The organism is Pseudomonas sp. CGJS7 (genome assembly GCF_036961695.1).
Genome location: NZ_JBAMDI010000001.1, coordinates 313,076 through 328,777 on the forward strand (window position 1 = coordinate 313,076; position 15,702 = coordinate 328,777).

Annotated in this window: 13 protein-coding genes; 9 read left to right on the top strand and 4 right to left on the bottom strand. The window is 52.4% G+C overall.

Annotation, left to right across the window (positions count from 1 at the left end; all coding sequences use genetic code 11):
* Positions 1-206: 206 nt before the first annotated feature.
* Together V7787_RS01435 and V7787_RS01440 are read left to right on the top strand one after the other, a co-directional pair.
* Positions 207-1,574 carry an MFS transporter gene (locus V7787_RS01435; protein WP_336085040.1) on the top strand — a complete coding sequence of 456 codons (1,368 nt, stop codon included), beginning with the start codon at positions 207-209 and terminating at the stop codon, positions 1,572-1,574.
* Positions 1,575-1,914: 340 nt separating this feature from the next.
* Positions 1,915-3,261 (top strand): OprD family porin, encoded by a 1,347-nt coding sequence (locus V7787_RS01440; RefSeq protein WP_336085043.1) that lies wholly within the window; start codon positions 1,915-1,917, stop codon positions 3,259-3,261.
* Positions 3,262-3,468: 207 nt separating this feature from the next.
* Here the strand turns inward: V7787_RS01440 and V7787_RS01445 are convergent, their stop codons facing one another.
* Entirely contained in the window at positions 3,469-4,104 is a 636-nt protein-coding gene (locus tag V7787_RS01445; RefSeq protein ID WP_336085044.1) for a TetR/AcrR family transcriptional regulator, read from the bottom strand.
* A gap of 338 nt (positions 4,105-4,442) precedes the next feature.
* Between V7787_RS01445 and V7787_RS01450 the strand changes: the two genes are divergently transcribed.
* The 3 genes from V7787_RS01450 (at position 4,443) to V7787_RS01460 (ending at position 7,569) form a co-directional block, all read left to right on the top strand.
* The gene (locus V7787_RS01450) at positions 4,443-5,210 is read left to right on the top strand and encodes an enoyl-CoA hydratase/isomerase family protein (RefSeq protein ID WP_336085046.1); all 768 of its coding nucleotides are present in this window, start codon (positions 4,443-4,445) and stop codon (positions 5,208-5,210) included.
* Position 5,211: 1 nt separating this feature from the next.
* Positions 5,212-5,952, top strand: coding sequence for an SDR family NAD(P)-dependent oxidoreductase (locus tag V7787_RS01455; RefSeq protein ID WP_336085048.1), 741 nt, complete (start codon positions 5,212-5,214; stop codon positions 5,950-5,952).
* A gap of 255 nt (positions 5,953-6,207) precedes the next feature.
* Positions 6,208-7,569 carry an MFS transporter gene (locus V7787_RS01460; protein ID WP_336085049.1) on the top strand — a complete coding sequence of 454 codons (1,362 nt, stop codon included), beginning with the start codon at positions 6,208-6,210 and terminating at the stop codon, positions 7,567-7,569.
* Positions 7,570-7,699: 130 nt separating this feature from the next.
* On the opposite strand, the gene V7787_RS01465 is transcribed toward V7787_RS01460, so the two are convergent.
* Positions 7,700-8,599: a hypothetical protein gene (locus V7787_RS01465; RefSeq protein ID WP_336085051.1), complete on the bottom strand. Its 900-nt coding sequence runs from the start codon at positions 8,597-8,599 to the stop codon at positions 7,700-7,702.
* 11 nt (positions 8,600-8,610) lie between these two features.
* Complete coding sequence (locus V7787_RS01470; RefSeq protein ID WP_336085053.1) at positions 8,611-10,794, bottom strand: AAA family ATPase; 2,184 nt, start codon at positions 10,792-10,794, stop codon at positions 8,611-8,613.
* Between the two features lie 659 nt (positions 10,795-11,453).
* Here V7787_RS01470 and V7787_RS01475 point away from each other — a divergent pair.
* Positions 11,454-11,876, top strand: coding sequence for a hypothetical protein (locus tag V7787_RS01475; protein ID WP_336085055.1), 423 nt, complete (start codon positions 11,454-11,456; stop codon positions 11,874-11,876).
* A 417-nt stretch (positions 11,877-12,293) separates the two neighbouring features.
* The gene (locus V7787_RS01480; RefSeq protein ID WP_336085057.1) at positions 12,294-12,734 is read left to right on the top strand and encodes a nuclear transport factor 2 family protein; all 441 of its coding nucleotides are present in this window, start codon (positions 12,294-12,296) and stop codon (positions 12,732-12,734) included.
* 593 nt (positions 12,735-13,327) lie between these two features.
* On the opposite strand, the gene V7787_RS01485 is transcribed toward V7787_RS01480, so the two are convergent.
* A complete protein-coding gene (locus V7787_RS01485; protein WP_336085059.1) occupies positions 13,328-13,663 on the bottom strand; it encodes an XRE family transcriptional regulator in 336 nt (111 codons plus the stop codon).
* Between the two features lie 197 nt (positions 13,664-13,860).
* Between V7787_RS01485 and V7787_RS01490 the strand changes: the two genes are divergently transcribed.
* On the top strand, positions 13,861-14,109 hold the full coding sequence (locus V7787_RS01490; protein ID WP_336085061.1) for a hypothetical protein: 249 nt from the start codon (positions 13,861-13,863) through the stop codon (positions 14,107-14,109).
* Positions 14,110-14,298: 189 nt separating this feature from the next.
* Positions 14,299-15,657, top strand: coding sequence for a DUF4041 domain-containing protein (locus tag V7787_RS01495; protein WP_336085063.1), 1,359 nt, complete (start codon positions 14,299-14,301; stop codon positions 15,655-15,657).
* The last annotated feature ends 45 nt before the right edge of the window (positions 15,658-15,702 follow it).

Genomic DNA, 15,702 nt, shown 5'->3' on the forward strand with positions numbered 1-15,702 from the left:
TTTTCAATGCCTGCTGATGTACACAGCTCTGCGACCCAGTCTCGGTCTGAGTAGTGCGTTCTCGAGGAAATCTATGGATTGAGCAGCAGCCGACCGAGCACCCTGCATTTCAGCTTGTGCTGCCTACGATGCAGGCTAATACCCAACTGTCGTGAAAATAACGACTAATTCTTACGTGGCCTCACAAAAATAATCGGAATGCCATGATGAATAACCAAATTGAAGCCTTTCGTGCTGCTTTAGATCAACGACCGCTTACGCGATATCAGATTCAAACCCTCGTGCTTTTGGTTCTATTGCTTATCTGTGATGGATACGACGCTCAGCTTTTGGGATTTGTTGTCCCGACCCTCGCGCAAGAGTGGGAAACACCAAAAGCTGCATTCGGTGTTGTATTTACTTGCAACCTACTTGGACTTACCGTCGGCTCGCTATTGCTAACCCCTTTAGCAGATCGCTTCGGCATCAGGAAAACACTGCTCAGCTGCGTACTCCTGTTCTCTGGGCTAACGCTTCTGTCCGCATGGGCTAACGACATCTACACTCTTGCGGCCATCCGTTTTCTTTGCGGGATAGGAATGGGTGGTGCTATGCCAAGCGCTATGGCCTTGATGGCGGACTATTCGCCTCCCAGAATGAAAACGTTCTTCGTGACAATGGCTGCCGCAGGTTTCGCATTTGGCGGGGCTGTGGGGGGCTTTATCGCTGCAAGCATCATGCAAGTCTACGGCTGGCACAGCATCTTCATCGTTGGTGGTGTCGCTCCCTTGCTTTTGATGCCTCTGCTTTATCTGTGGCTGCCTGAATCCTTGTCCAGGCTGTTCCGCGCTAAACACATGAGCGCTGCACTGGCCGCCATGCTGCATAAATATCTGCCCCAATGGACTCCGCCAGCTCCTATCTCGGAGGACGGCAAGCCACAGAAAGTCACGATTGTTGATCTTTTCCGTTATGGCTACCTGAAGCCCACTATTTTCATCTGGGGTTCCTGCATTGCTAGCTTCACTGTTCTCTACTTTACCGTCAGTTGGTTGCCGACTCTCCTGAGAGATACAGGGTTCTCATCCAGCGCCGCAAGCCTTACCACCTCTGCCTTCCTGGCATCAGGGACTCTCGGAGCTGTCACGCTTTCGTACCTAGCAGATAAGGTTAAGAGTAAAGTCTGGTTAGTGGGTAAAGTCATGGTGGTTTGCGGTATAGCTACGGCTTCCGTAGGCCTGGAGCATGGGAACGCTACTTTCACTGTTCTTGCCGTAATGGTGGCCGGGTTCTGCCTGATCGGCGGATCGCTCACATTGAATGGTGTTATCAGTAACTTCTATCCTCCACACATTCGTGCTACCGGAGTGGGTTGGGCGCTGGGCGTGGGTCGGTTGGGCGCTATCGCAGGCCCCCTCGTCGGAGCGACGCTGATAGCCATCCACATTCCCTTCGTCGGCATCATGTTCCTTGCGGCAATTCCCGCAGTTCTTTCGGGTATTTTCGCTATAAATATTGCACACCCCAATGCAGTGCCATCAGATAATTCTGAGGAAGCTTTAGGCTATCAAGTGCCTAAGACCTCAAAGAACTAGATGGCACATCATCAGTGACGGCTTGAGTCGGCGCTCGGAAGCCCCGCGGTTGCTACCAGCGCTGCGGGCATGCTGCAGTATGGAAATAGCTAGCGACCCTATTGCGCGGCACACGGAAAATTAGTCTGGGAAATGATCTCGATAGAGCTACCTGTCGGTTTCTTTCGCATAGCATATCAACAACATGCAATTGCTGATCACGATCGAACATTGAGATTTCAATGCTGGTTGTCGTTACTTGTTGCAGCAGCCAATACAAGGTTAGTTCTATTTCCTGATACTTAATTCCCGCTCAACACCTTGCTCTCCTTACTACAAAAACAATAGCTGGAAGAAAAAGATGACCACCAAAAAAGTAACTTGCGTTGCATTGCTTTCTGTCCTTTTTTGTGAGGCCCAAGCTGACGAAAGCCATTCACCATCATTTATTGATGATAGCAAGCTAACCATCACGTCTCGTAACTTTTACTTCAATCGAGACTTTCGTCACGGAATGAGCAATGGCGGAGGAACTAATGCCTCCAAGAGCGTAGGGGATCGCAACGGCTACGCTGAAGAATGGGCGCAAGGCTTCATGGCCAATTTTTCGTCTGGGTTTACGCCTGGCACTGTAGGCTTAGGTTTCGATGCGTATAGCTTCTTGGGCATAAAACTCGACAGTGGTGGCGGCAGAGCGGGTGTTCGCCTGACACAACTTGATAGTGATGGTGAGCCACGAGATCACTTTAGCAAGTCAGGCGGCGCTGTAAAATTGCGGTACGGCGGCGGGCTGTTGCAATATGGCAACCTATTCCCAAGCGTACCCGTATTGTCGGTGAACACAGTGAGGCTTTTCCCGAGCTCTGCAACTGGTGGTATGCTCGGATGGGACATCGATAAATTGCATCTCGATGCCGCGCATTTCAATGGCCAAGGTGGCGTGGACTCGTCGAATAATGACGACGATTTCACGACTGACTACGGCTTACCAATTGCGATCAAGTCCGTTAGCTATGTTGGCGCAAAATACAGTTTTGGAAATGCATTGAAGGCATCCATCTACGCGTCTGAGGCAAAGGACACATGGAAGCAGTACTATGCCAACGGTAATTACACCCATGCCATTGATGCCGGCCAGTCCATTACTTTTGATGCAAACGTATACCGCACAGTTGATACAGGTAAAAAGCTCGCAAGCGTAATTGATAACACTACCTATTCCCTGTCGATGGCCTATAAGTACAAAGCACACACGTTCACGTTGGCATATCAGAAAGTTGACAGCGATGAGCCTATGGATTGGCTTGGTTTTGGTACGGCACCTGGTGTAGTTTCACTCGCAAATGCGATCCAGTTCTCGACCTTTACTGAGCCGAACGAGCGATCTTTCCAGCTTCGCTATGACATCGATATGGCAGCTTTTGGAGTTCCAGGGCTTTCATTCATGACGCGCTATGCGAGAGGGGATGATGTCAGCAATCATGGGAGTGACAACACGTTCTATACCCGTCGATACGTGTATCCTGAAGGTGATGACGTACGCCATTGGGAACGTGATATTGAAGCTCGGTACGTCGTGCAATCTGGCCCTGCCAAAGACTTGTCCATTCGGGTCAGGCAGGCTACTCATCGAGGTTCGACCGGCTATCGATATGCCGACAACAACGAAGTTCGCGTGATTGTAGACTACCCGATATCTATCTTCTAACGGCTGCGGCAGGGATGCCGCTGCTCGGCTTATTAGGACTGACTCCATTTTGAAGTGACAGGAAGGCGATTGGGAATCTCAGCATGCCCGTCCCGCTGTAGAAGTAAGCCCTTCAATAGCCTAGCTGCGGCTTGGGAGCGATGAAGCACGTTGACATGATCCTAGAGCCGCGGGCTCATGGTTGGCTTCAATGGTTATGCTCCTTGTTCAGTCGACACGAGCCATCTGCTGCTTACTAACCATGCAAGGAGTGCGGCAATCAAGGCCTTGCACGAGAGCGTCGACAACTCCACAGAGCAATGCTTCTGCCTCTTCTTCAACCAGCCACGCCTCGTCGTAAAGCTGACTCTTAAGAACAGCAAGGATACTGCTGGTGATCTGGTTGAGCCTGGGATGGTTTACCTCCATCCCACAGCGCGCGCTGATGGCTAAGCCCAGCAGCACTCGATATCGCTGGTGTAGTTGTTCGATCTCTGCACGTTGAAGATCTGTCATGCGACCCACTTCACGGAAGGCGAGGCCTAGAGCAAGGCGATCTTGCTGCACGTGCGACATGAAAATACGCACCAGAACGGCAAGTCGTTGGTCTGGAGTCCGCTGGGTCATGTCTGCGGTTGAACTCGCATGGACTAGGCGTGACAGCGCCTCATCTATGATATCGGCCAAGAGGGACTGCTTGCTCTCAATGTGGTAGTACAGGGATCCCGAGCTGATTCCGGAAAGTTGCGCGATCTGCCTCAACGTCACCGCTTCATATCCCTGTGCGTGAAACAGCTGAGCCGCCACCGTCATTATTCGCCGAGCACGGTCACCCTGATGGTGCATAACGGAAGTATCAATCATGGTTTTCCCCAAGACCCGTTTAGCCTACAACCGCAAGTGATGTGCCAAGCCGGTGGGGGCTACGAATTCTGTCGATGCTGGGCATCTGAAGGCCAAGGGAAGTCGCTCCATTGTCCCCTGAAGCTACAGCAGGTTAGTGCTACGTGTAGTCAGCGCGGACACGAAGCAGTCGTGAAACCTGGAACGGGGACGGTGCAGACGAGGCAGGACGGGTTCATGAGAGGATGGCACGACGCTTGCGATGACATACGAGCCTGCCTGACCTTCCACAGGCTTGAGCAATACGCATAGGCCTTCCATTAGAGGGGGCTTCAACAAAACCAGCACGAGAGACATCGATGACTCTAGCACTCACTCGAGAAGGACTCTACGCCCGCCTGACTCTAGACCGTCCCGAGGCATTGAATGCCCTTAGCTTTTCAATCCTCGCCCAAATCGGCGAGGCGTTGGATGAGGCCGCTACGTGGGACATTCGAGCCCTGATCATTACGGGCGCTGGTGACAAAGCATTTTGTGCCGGCGCGGACATCAAAGAGCTTCAAGACCGTACGCTTGGAGAGCAACGTAAAGGTCTCGAGTTGGGACAAAGCGTCTTCGCACGCCTGGATAAATTTCCCGTGCCTTCGATTGCCGCGATTAATGGCTACACATTCGGAGGCGGGCTTGAGCTGGCCCTAGCCTGCACGTTCAGGATTGCGTCAATCAAAGCTCGACTGGGCTTACCAGAAGTGAAACTGGGTCTCATACCTGGGTACGGCGGGACACAGCGTCTCCCCCGGCTTGTAGGTGAGGCTAGAGCGATGGAGCTCATCCTTACCGGACGAACCGTGGAGGCGAGCGAGGCTCTAGCGATTGGTCTCGTGAATCGAGTTGTTGAAGAGGACGTTGTGCAGGCAGCAACGGCATTTGCTGACCTGTTCAGTGGTTACAGCAAAGCGGCAACATCATTCGCGCGGGAGGCAGTCCAACGCGCCCTGAGTTCCACGCTTCAGGACGGACTGCGAGTCGAGGCAGACCTCGCCACGCTGACATTCCAAACCTCGGATGCCAACGAAGGAATGGCTGCATTCGTAGAAAAACGCCCACCACAATTCAAGGATTTCTGAGATGAATGGGAAGAATATTTTCCTGACGGGAGCGAGCCGCGGAATCGGGGCTGTGCTGGCTCTGGAACTCGCTAGTTCTGGCAACACGGTAGGGTGTTTTTCACGTAAAGGTATGGGCCCGGAGTCCGTCGCGATTCCCAACGATTTAAGAGATCGTTTGGTCTTCTTGAAAGGTGACGTGACAGATCCATCCTCAATTGCGGCAGCCCTGGAAAGCTTCAGCGCCAAGGTAGGGTCGATCCACGGGCTGATTAACAACGCTGGTATCCAGCTCGAAGCACCATCTGCGCGACAGGCACTGAGCGAGTTTAGCGAAGTCGTACAGACCAACGTGATCGGAACGTTCTCCGCCTGCCAGCAGGCCTACCCGTACCTAGAGGGTCACGGCGGCCTCATCATTAACGTGGGTTCCTTCTTTGACAAGATGGGTGTTCGTCGCAATGCGGCTTACTCTGCATCAAAGGCAGCGATCGCAGCTATGGGACGCTGCCTTGCGGTCGAGTGGGCGGCTAAGGGAATACGTGTGATAACGGTGGCGCCGGGTTACATAGAGACCGACCTGAATAAGGAATTTCTTCAGTCGGAAAAGGTGAAGAATTTCCTAGCTTCTCGCATTCCCGTCGGTGGGCCTGGAAAAGCCAAAGACGTAGCGGCTCTCATCACAATGCTCTTCCGGGAACAGATGGACTACTTCACCGGTGAGACCATCTACCTTGACGGCGGTCAGGGCGTCGCCCTTTAGTTTCGTACCCTCTCAAGATGGCGGCCACGAGGCCGCCTTTTTTGTGTCTGTGCTCATGGATTGAAGTGTCTTCCGAAAATACAAAATTAACAGCCGAGTTGGCTGATCCTTTGAAAAATCGTTGGTAAACATGGAGTTACACAGCGCCACAAGGATGGTACGCCTCTTGCAAAACTCCTTGGGCCTGATCCAGCACTGCTGGAAGGCCAGGACGGTTCACAAACACAATAAAAAACCTCCACTGGAGATGCGCCCATGAGTCGCCCAAGTGACAAACCGCACCGCTCCCCAATCGTGAAAGTGGCAACCGCCAGCTTCATCGGGACGCTGATTGAATACTTCGACTTCTTCCTGTTCGGTACCGCCGCGGCGCTGATCTTCAACAAGGTATTTTTCCCGACTCTCGATCCTTTGCTGGGCACGCTGGCAGCGTTCGGCGCTTTCGGTGCTGCCTTTATAGCTCGACCAGTGGGCGGAATAATCTTCGGTCATTTCGGCGACCGCTTAGGACGTAAGACGATGCTTGTACTGAGCTTGCTCATGATGGGACTCTCGACCCTGTCCGTGGGATTGATGCCAACCTATGAACAAGTCGGCCTCTGGGCGCCCATACTGCTATTGCTGGCTCGACTGGTTCAAGGTGTTGCGATTGGTGGAGAGTGGAGCGGGGCAGTTCTTATGGCTGTTGAACATGCGCCGCCACGCCAGCGCGCGTTTTACGGCAGCTGGCCTCAATGTGGTATCCCGGCAGGCCTGGTGCTAGCCACCGCATCATTCTACTTCGTGCAGCTCCTTCCCGAAGCTGAGATGATGAGCTGGGGCTGGCGCATCCCATTCATCGCAAGTGCACTGCTTGTAGCACTTGGCCTTTACATCCGGCTGAAGATCTCCGAAACCCCCGAGTTCGCCGCTGTGAAGCGGGAAGGTCGGGAGGTGCGCTTCCCGGTGGCCCAGGTGTTATCGAAAGCCTGGCGATCTGTACTCATCACGATGTTTTCAATGGCGGCGCCGAACATCATTTTCTACATCGCGACGGTGTTCATCCTGAAGTACGGGTCGACCACCGTTGGGCTTTCCCGCTCGACGGTTCTGGGCGCAGTGTGCCTGGCATCTTTTGTTCAGATTTTCACCATTCCGGTCTTCGCTATCTTGGCGGATCGCTACGGTCGTCGCCCAATTTTGATGACGGGCTGCGCGATGATGATTTTGTTGGCCTACCCGATCTTCTGGCTCGTGGATTCTGCAGAGACGCTTAACGTCTATTTTGCGCTGATGCTCTGCCTGCCGCTGCTGCACGCTGCCACATACGGCCCACTCGCCAGCTTCGTAACTGAGCAATTCGACACACATCTTCGATACTCGGGCTCTGCGCTCGGTTACCACAGCGGCAGCATGATCCATAGCGGGCCTGTTCCATTCCTGGCTGCGGCCTTAGTCGCATGGGCAGGAGCATCCTGGCCTCTGGCGGTCTATGTAATCCTGGGAGGCGTCATGACCTTCGTAGCGGTAGCTGCAGCACGAGAAACCGCTCCCCACCTGATAGCCGCTACCGCTAAGGGTCATGAGCCTGTGGACAATCAAAATGATCGCCTTATGGGATCTCGTGCAGCTCGCTGACCCTTTATCATGAAATAGGCAGTCGACCGACTCCACGTTGGTCGACTGATCTATCCTCTCGAGTCAGAGCCCGATGCATATGAGCTCTGAAGCGAGAGGAGCGATGCTTTGATTCTTGGTGTGAAGACAATCAAACTGCCTCCGGCACCAACAATGATTTCAGGTGTACCTCAAAAGAGTCTACGTACGCCTTGACCATGCTTGAGTAGGGCATGTCAGAAGCTTGCATCCTGCGCATTTCACGAACTCGTTTGAGCGCTCGCTCCACAGATTTTGGTGATCCACCTAACGCCATGTCCTCTTCAAGCTCTTCTATCGTCCTGCTGGCTTGGTACCTTAATTCGTTGAGGATCCTTGTGCGACTTTGAACCAGTTTCAGACGGTTCAACGCAAACACACTGATGCTAGCAAGAGCTCGAGTGCAAACCCAAGGATCATCGGTATTAGCTAGAACAACGCTGTATGACCCTACATCAGACCATTTAAAAAAAGGTTCTGGATCTTCGGCGGTTGGATCAATCAAGTGCGGCCGTTCGGTCGTCAGAGGGAAACCATATGTAGCCCGAACACCGTCGATCGGAAACTGGTTCGCCTTTCCATATGAATATTTAGCCTGCGTGGATCGTAGGGCTAAAAATTGCTCCTCAGTCATAAGTTCTGTAACTAGATGCTGGCGTCTACTTTGGTTGCAAGGAGTGCAAGAAGGGAGCAAATTTTCCCAGGTGTGGGCTAACCACCAATAACCAGGATGCCCAGGGTCACCTGTGACACCGCCCTTAGGTCTGAAATGCTCAACATCCATATCATCTCCAACCTCGTCTTCACAGTATGCGCATTTGTCGTGAAATAGAATGCGAAGGGCGGCGGTGACATCAAATCCTTTGTAGTGGTTAAATGTATACGCGGCTGGACGAGGCTCCGCAGCTGCGTTGAAAGTTCGATAGTACGCCGCAGCGCCCAGCTTCTCGTCTCTGACAGATGCACTGGGTGTTGTCAATGAAGGCGGTGCGGCGACCGAACTGCGATCCACGTACCTCATAATCAGACATCGTCCTCAGTTAGAGCTTTTAGGACAGCCTCTACCGCTTCAGCGCGCAATTGCGGTCTTAGCATTCCCCGTTGAGATTCTCGGTGCTCGAGATATTGAGTCAAGGCCTCTTGAACAATTTGTTCTGTTGGCGAGTCACCGATAGCCAAGCGGCTCACAAGCTCGGTCGTAGCCAATGCAGGAGCGAATGTCGAGTCTCCTCGCCCAGTTGTTCTAGCTACATCGCCCGCTAAGTTGGCCAAGCGGATTTCGGTTGAAGGGTCAGTTGTGCTTGCCAGCCCAAAATAGTCCGAGGTTAGCAATTGCTCTGCAGTCATACCTTGAACACTTGGCAGACCAGCTAGAGAGTGGATGCGTCCCGCTCGATCTCTTTGAAGCACCATCACTTCACCGTCGTCCATCCCACGTAAACAGAGCGGGTCGTGAGTGGTGACAATAAACTGTACTTTAGGAAATACGTTCCTGAGTGAGGTCATAACCTGCATTTTCCATCGAGGATGCAGATGAGTTTCCAACTCATCAATGAGGACTAAGGCTTGCGCCTCCTCTAGGTTCTCAAAGTCATCAATCAGTTCGCGGATAATATCGACCGTCATGACAAACACAGATCGATAACCTTCACTGAGCGCGTCAATTGGGGTCACTCGCCCGTTAGCTCTGACTGCGAGATAATCTGGTTCTACAATCAGCTCGTCATCGTCACCTAGCGCAAGGACAACTCTCAAGGCTGACGCAATGCTGTCAAATCTATAGCCTGTTTGGGCTCGCAACCAATCACCCGGATACGGAATTGTTGCTAATGGGTTGAACAGAGTTACAACACGAGCAGCCGCCCCGTACCCCCGATTTCGCTTGTCCGTATCAAAAAAACGGCGAGGCCCATAGGCAAGCACTTTAAGAGCAGGATATGGCGAGCCTTCTGGAGCTTCTAGCGAACGATTGTAGACAAAAGCAGCACTGCGATCACTCAGATGAAAACTTATATCCGCTGAAACTTCTCGATCATCTAACTGATCGAAACGGCTCAGTGCCGTACTGTGCACCAGTGCAGGTAGATGTTTTTTTAGTTTTTTGGCTTCATTCGCTCCAATTGCCGCCAATGCAATTGCCGTAAGAATGCTGGACTTTCCAGTTGAATTCTCCCCCAAGATCATGAGCGCCGGAGTACCAGATCTATGAGACCTGCGCTTAGGCAGAGTAAACGATAGATTTTCAATGGCTTTGAAATTGGAGATGGTTATATTTGAAATTTCTCCAGCGGTGTAATGCCATTCTCGTCCAGGTATATGGTCAATTGAAGGAAGGGAACCCTCCCAATAGAATTCAGGTAGATTTTCTTCACGCTCGATTTCTTCAATCGACGCTTTTAATCTTCTATGCTCATCATTACTAGCCGCTTCGTATGCTTCTACAAAACGTCGGATGAATGCGTCACCGCGGCCAAGAGATGAGCGCCCTAACGGTCTCCATGCCCCAACTAATCTGCGAAGGATACTTCGCAGGAAGCCTGAATGTGGAGCATATGCATGAAGCATGGACTGAAAGTCCATGTCAGCCCTGTATTGTAGCGCTCTAAAAAAATCTTGAACTGTTTTAAGCCTAGCGTAGACCAATTGAGAACGATCGAGCCCAAACGTCTGTATGGTCTCGTAGCCTTTGTGAGTCAGCGGGTGAACATCTCCGTTGAGCCTAAAAAATAGATGTTTTTCTGGGTCGTCAGTTGTAGGATCTATGAGCAGCGCACGCTCATGCTTTACAGTATCTTGATAGCTTGACAAAAAATTTGCAGGACTGCCTTCAATTGGGAACTTATTACCTTTCCTGAGGGCGCATTCATCGCAGGAGTAAAACAAATTTCTCCACTCAAACGCCAACCAGAGATAATACTCCCGGTATTCTTTGCTGAATCCTTCGACATAGCGTAGCGGGCGCATATGCAAGGTGCGTCCGGACTCAATTAACTCAACCTCGCAGAATGCACACTTATCCTTGAACGTGTGAGCTAGGGCTCTAACAAAGTCTCTGTCAAAAAACATATCCTCATTGACCCCATCACGACGCTGCCTGCGGTCACCTTCATCTCTTCGAAGAAAATCTAAAATTCGTCTTCGCTCTTCCATTACAGTCGAGGTATTGAGAAAATTCGGCACCTTTGCTGGCCGTTGGATCCGTAACATATTATTGTACTCGATGCGATTGGATGAAAACCACGAAAGAGAGGGGCGTCCTTTGCGGCTTCCGTTTCTAAAGGTCTTGACACGGAAGGCGCCTGCGGAACTACCTTGGTAATTAGAATATTAAGGTCGTTGACATGTTGGGTTTCCTTCCCAGATTGCTTGTCCATGTTTCTGCACGCCCATTATGTAGATCGATGGCGGCCTAATGATATCATGTCTTATCAATTTCAAGGGATGTCATTGCTTGCTGAGGTGTATGGGAAGTAGACACGATTAGTGTCGGACGTTGGAGAGATGTCATCACGGCAGAGGTGCTTGATTGAAAGCGGCCGTGTGGCGCGTCAGCACATGGGCTTCCTCCGTCACAACCCCTCAAACCTAAGGCCCACAAAATCGGCTAATCAGTTACCAATGGCATGAGCTTGAGGTGGGCAGCCGTCCCTGCGCTGTGGTTACGGAACGTCGCATTCCATGTTTCAGGGGGGGAAATTGAAAACCCCGTCTGCGCGACGAGTATTGTAGAAGAGCGGCACTGTGGCCATAGCTCAGCGATGTCACACTCGAATTTAGAGGTCATGTTTCGGTTAGGCGAGCGAGCCTTATGCCGTTACGATCGGTAGAGTGCGAGCATAGGGCTCGCCTGAACGTAAGGAATACGCATGTTCGGCTCATTATACGATCCCCGATTTCCCATCCCTGAAATGAAAACTGCCGAGAAATACATCAAGCAGCTGAGTTGGGTGGGTAGCAATCTATTGGCGCTGTGCTGGCTGCTGGCGACAGTCAACGTAAGCACCTCGGTGCTTTTGGGTACCGGAGTATGTGCTGGTCTTTACCTCGCCTATGTGGGGACAGACTACCGCCGGGCCTTCCCGCGCATCAGGGCGTCAATCACAAATGGTGGGCTACTACGGCTTTTTCTCAAGGCCTGGCCGGCTTTTGTAGCTATCGCGATCATCTCTGGTCTTGCCGTAGAAGCGTTTACGTGGCAGCAATTGGGCCAAATCAAGACCCAGATTCTGGGGTTGGCGGCGATTCACTACGGATCCTGGATACTGGGGCAATTTTTAACGATTGATTAGGCGTTTCGTCGTTCGCCAGGCAGTGAGTGACTCTTTTAGATCAGTCACTGCCAGGCGTTTGGTACAGCACTGGCGCTGACCCAACGAGACGACGTATCGCAAAATCGTGGATGGTGCCCAACGAGGTGCCGCAGGTACATGTGCCCAGTGTGTAATGACTTCTTTTCGGGTGACGGCCGAAGCTGTTACGTCATGCGACCATTGCCAGGGCGCTTAGCCTTCCAGTCGCGAACCGCCTCGATTTCAGCCTGTGGTTCCTAAGTGACTGGAATCCAATGCCGGTTATCATTTGATTTTTCCTCACTAAAGTAAGCAGCTCTAGGGTGAGGGATGCGTGGCATTAGCTTCGATCCGACGAAATGACGACATCTGTCGTGTCTCGCGCCCGTATTGGCTCAGTGTTACAGAGGAATACCAATGAGCAGTAGCATTCAAGACGTCGTTGATCGTGAAGAGATCCGTAATCTCCGTACCTTGTACGCTCACCACCTGGACAGCAATAACATCCAAGCGCTCGACCAGGTTTTCGCGGCTGATGCGGTGGTGGAGGTGACCGTTGGAAAAATGGAAGGGATTGAGTCAATACGAGTCGGCCTGGAGAACGCGTTCAAGAAATTTGATAGAGACCAAACAGGCCGCTATCCGTTCATGCATGCCATCGTCAACCACTCGATTATCCTGACGGGGCCAGATACCGCAGAAGGGCGCTGCTATCTCATCGATTTCGAAACTGCGTCCAAGCCTGATCCTAACCCACTATTCCTGCTTGGCCTGTATGCGGATCAGTATCAGCGTATCGACGGCCGCTGGCGCATCTCGCGTAGCAAGCTGGAGGTGGTTTGGCCCAAGCGCGCCTAGCCCACTGCTTGATGGCCTTCAAATCAGAGGATCATCGAATCTCACGGTTTCGTTGATCCCTGAGTCTCCGGCTCAACAGATTGAGGCGAGGACGAGGAGGGCAGCTACCTTTGCCAACTCGTTAGCTCAACGTCCGTCGAAAGCTTCGAATGAAAAAAATTTCAACCACCCCCCTTGAAATTTTTTTTGCGCGACGGAGTATATATTTTGTAATCAAAGAAAAGCGCCACTCTCCTAGAATTCCCATGCCCTAGCAGACGCTGCTCCTGCCATTTCTGTCGTTGCGATTCCTGTTGCAGCCTAGATTTTTCTAGCTACATATTCAGCAGGGAGCTTGCCCTGCTTTTTGTCATCTGATTCAACGGTTCGGGGCATATTAGTAAGTGTCGCTTCCTTCGGCCGTTAGGACGGCTAGCTTCTCTTTTGTACTCAAAATTTGAGCTACCCCAAATTTTTTTGAGCTGACTCGACGATCTCATCGCTAGCGAAACCCGGGCCCTGGCTCTATTGAGGTCATGCCACTCCCTGGGCGACACGCACAAAATGCTTCCTGTGATTCAGGATTCTGGTGAGCACATCTGTGTTAGCCGTGCCTACGAAGCCAGCGGTATGCGCGATTCACGGGCAGCCTGTTCCAAGCCCGGCATATCTCCATCGCGTTCCAATCTCTCAATTTCTGAGCGGAGGTCGCCGATGAGTTCCGCTGCAGATTTACCAGACTCCTGGCTCAGGGTAAGAGTCAGCAACGTCAATGAACTCAGTTCAAGCCGGTGGCTCACCTGCTCGAGCTTGTCCAGCGTTAGGCTTGATCGGGCGCCTTCCAATTTGGAAAGGAAAGTCCGGCTAGTATCTCCGAAGTCGCGCTGCGAGATTTTTCGCCTGGTGCGAAGCGTCCGAAGGACGATGGCGAATGATGACTTCAGTGACATGTGCAATTCCTCCATATGTTCTCGTCCTCAGTTGCTCCACGTGAGGTCACGGCCTGGCTCAGTCTGAATGTCCCTCTGTTCAGGACAGGAAGGAGGCGTGACGAGCATTCCCCTCCGTCGAAGTACTGTTGATGCATACAGTGTATCTCGCTAAACTCAGAAGGAGAACATTTGTACTCCACGCGGTGACGAGCGCCATGAAGAATCCACACGAGACCCAGGACGACTGCTTCGCGTTTTTCTCGCGAGAGGAGCTGCTCGAGCAGCAGTGCCTTCTGCTTGAGAGTGAGCTGCTTGTGATGGGCGAGGAGTTAAGTGCCTCCCGCGAAAAAATTGCCACCTTGGTTCTGATGTGGACGGGCATCAAGAATGAGCTACTGCAAGCGGAGGTGGAGTTGAGTGAGGCAAGGCAGCAGCTTGATATGAGCACCACTGGTCACTCATAACCCTCGGCACCCTAGCTGTCTTCATGATGGCTTTATGATTCCACTCCGGTTACGCTCATTCTCAGCAGGGAAGAGGTGCATTGAGCTAGTGCCGTGTGGGCTTTGCACGGCAAATCATCGTAGGGCGTTCCGATACCTACCTCGTGCTTCTCTGGTCTATGCATTCGACTCAAAACGAGGAAGGAACCCATGTCATTTAGCGACTATCTGAAAGGCCCAGCTCACCGACAGCGTGCGGAAGTTCTCGAGGCACAGCTTGCCGAGCTCCAGGTACAGCATTCGCAGCTGCAAGAGCTCGTTACGAAAATCGGCGCCATGGACGTAGTGAATATCCAGAAGCTGATTGAGCAAGAGCAGGCGAAGCTGGCAGGTGTACGCGAAGAGACCCGACGCTCAGAGAGGGAGTTGGCTGCACTCGCACAGCGCTCCACTGACCTGCAGGGGCAGATACTCGTCTGGGAAGAAACGTTGCTCTTGGAAAGCTTTGCCCTGTATGAGCCCAAGTTCAAGCTGACTTCCAGCCAGGAGTACAAGGAGCGACTGGATCACGTCCGTGATCGTCAGAAAGTCCTGATCAAGAATGGGCAGGCGGCCACCGGCAACATGAACTGGACGGTGAACAACAGCCAAGCCCAAGGTCGAAAGCTGGTCAACGACATGATCAAGCTGGTGATTCGCTCGTTCAACAACGAAGCTGATGCCTGCGTGGCCAATGTGAAATTCGACAACGTTGAGCTCGGCGAGAAGCGAATCCTCAAGTCGTATGAGGCATGTAATCGACTAGGCAAGATCATGAGCGTGGAGATTTCTGGGATCTATCTCGACCTTAAGCTCGATGAGCTGCACCTTGCCCATGAGTTCCAGATCAAGAAGCAAGAGGAAAAGGAAGAGGCCAAACGCGCCCGTGAAGAGCTTCGAGAGCAGCAGAAGCTCGAGCAGGAAATTCGCGCGGCCCGGGAGAAAATCGCGAAGGAGCGGAAGCACTTCACCACCGCTATGCGTGATCTCCAGGCCCGCCTTGAGCAAGTGCAATCTGATGAGGAGCGTTCAGCGCTGCTGGTGAAACTGGCCGAGGTTGAGGCAGGTCGCGCCGAGCTTGAGAGCGAAGAGAAGCTCATTGATTACCGTGAGCAGAATGCCAAAGCCGGGTACGTCTACGTGATCTCTAACCTGGGGGCTTTCGGAGAGGGCATCTACAAGATTGGCATGACTCGCCGCCTTGAGCCTATGGATCGAGTTGATGAGCTCGGCGACGCCTCGGTACCGTTCTGGTTCGACGTGCATGCGATGGTGTTCTCGAACAACGCTCCTGCATTGGAAGCGAAGCTCCACGAGCATTTTGCAGCTGGTCGGCTCAACAAGGTCAATGGGCGGAAAGAGTTCTTCCGAGCCGAGATTGCTGAGATCGAGAAGGTCATTCGAGAAAATTACGATGCTGTCGTCGAGGTCATGCATGAGGCGCCGGCGGAGCAGTATCGCGAAAGCTTGCGCATGGCATTGCCCAAGCCGGTGATCCAGCAATCAGAGCGCATGGCTGCGCAAAGCTAGTTCGTGACCAAAGGCGTGTGAAGCGTAACGACACAGGGACGGTAC

Bases quoted from the DNA above. Each gene is read 5' to 3' on its own strand.
- V7787_RS01490 (WP_336085061.1), top strand. From the start codon at position 13,861: ATGAAGAATCCACACGAGACCCAGGACGACTGCTTCGCGTTTTTCTCG.
- V7787_RS01470 (WP_336085053.1), bottom strand. From the start codon at position 10,794: ATGTTACGGATCCAACGGCCAGCAAAGGTGCCGAATTTTCTCAATACC.
- V7787_RS01460 (WP_336085049.1), top strand. From the start codon at position 6,208: ATGAGTCGCCCAAGTGACAAACCGCACCGCTCCCCAATCGTGAAAGTG.
- V7787_RS01445 (WP_336085044.1), bottom strand. From the start codon at position 4,104: ATGATTGATACTTCCGTTATGCACCATCAGGGTGACCGTGCTCGGCGA.
- V7787_RS01440 (WP_336085043.1), top strand. From the start codon at position 1,915: ATGACCACCAAAAAAGTAACTTGCGTTGCATTGCTTTCTGTCCTTTTT.
- V7787_RS01455 (WP_336085048.1), top strand. From the start codon at position 5,212: ATGAATGGGAAGAATATTTTCCTGACGGGAGCGAGCCGCGGAATCGGG.
- V7787_RS01450 (WP_336085046.1), top strand. From the start codon at position 4,443: ATGACTCTAGCACTCACTCGAGAAGGACTCTACGCCCGCCTGACTCTA.
- V7787_RS01475 (WP_336085055.1), top strand. From the start codon at position 11,454: ATGTTCGGCTCATTATACGATCCCCGATTTCCCATCCCTGAAATGAAA.
- V7787_RS01485 (WP_336085059.1), bottom strand. From the start codon at position 13,663: ATGTCACTGAAGTCATCATTCGCCATCGTCCTTCGGACGCTTCGCACC.
- V7787_RS01480 (WP_336085057.1), top strand. From the start codon at position 12,294: ATGAGCAGTAGCATTCAAGACGTCGTTGATCGTGAAGAGATCCGTAAT.
- V7787_RS01435 (WP_336085040.1), top strand. From the start codon at position 207: ATGAATAACCAAATTGAAGCCTTTCGTGCTGCTTTAGATCAACGACCG.
- V7787_RS01495 (WP_336085063.1), top strand. From the start codon at position 14,299: ATGTCATTTAGCGACTATCTGAAAGGCCCAGCTCACCGACAGCGTGCG.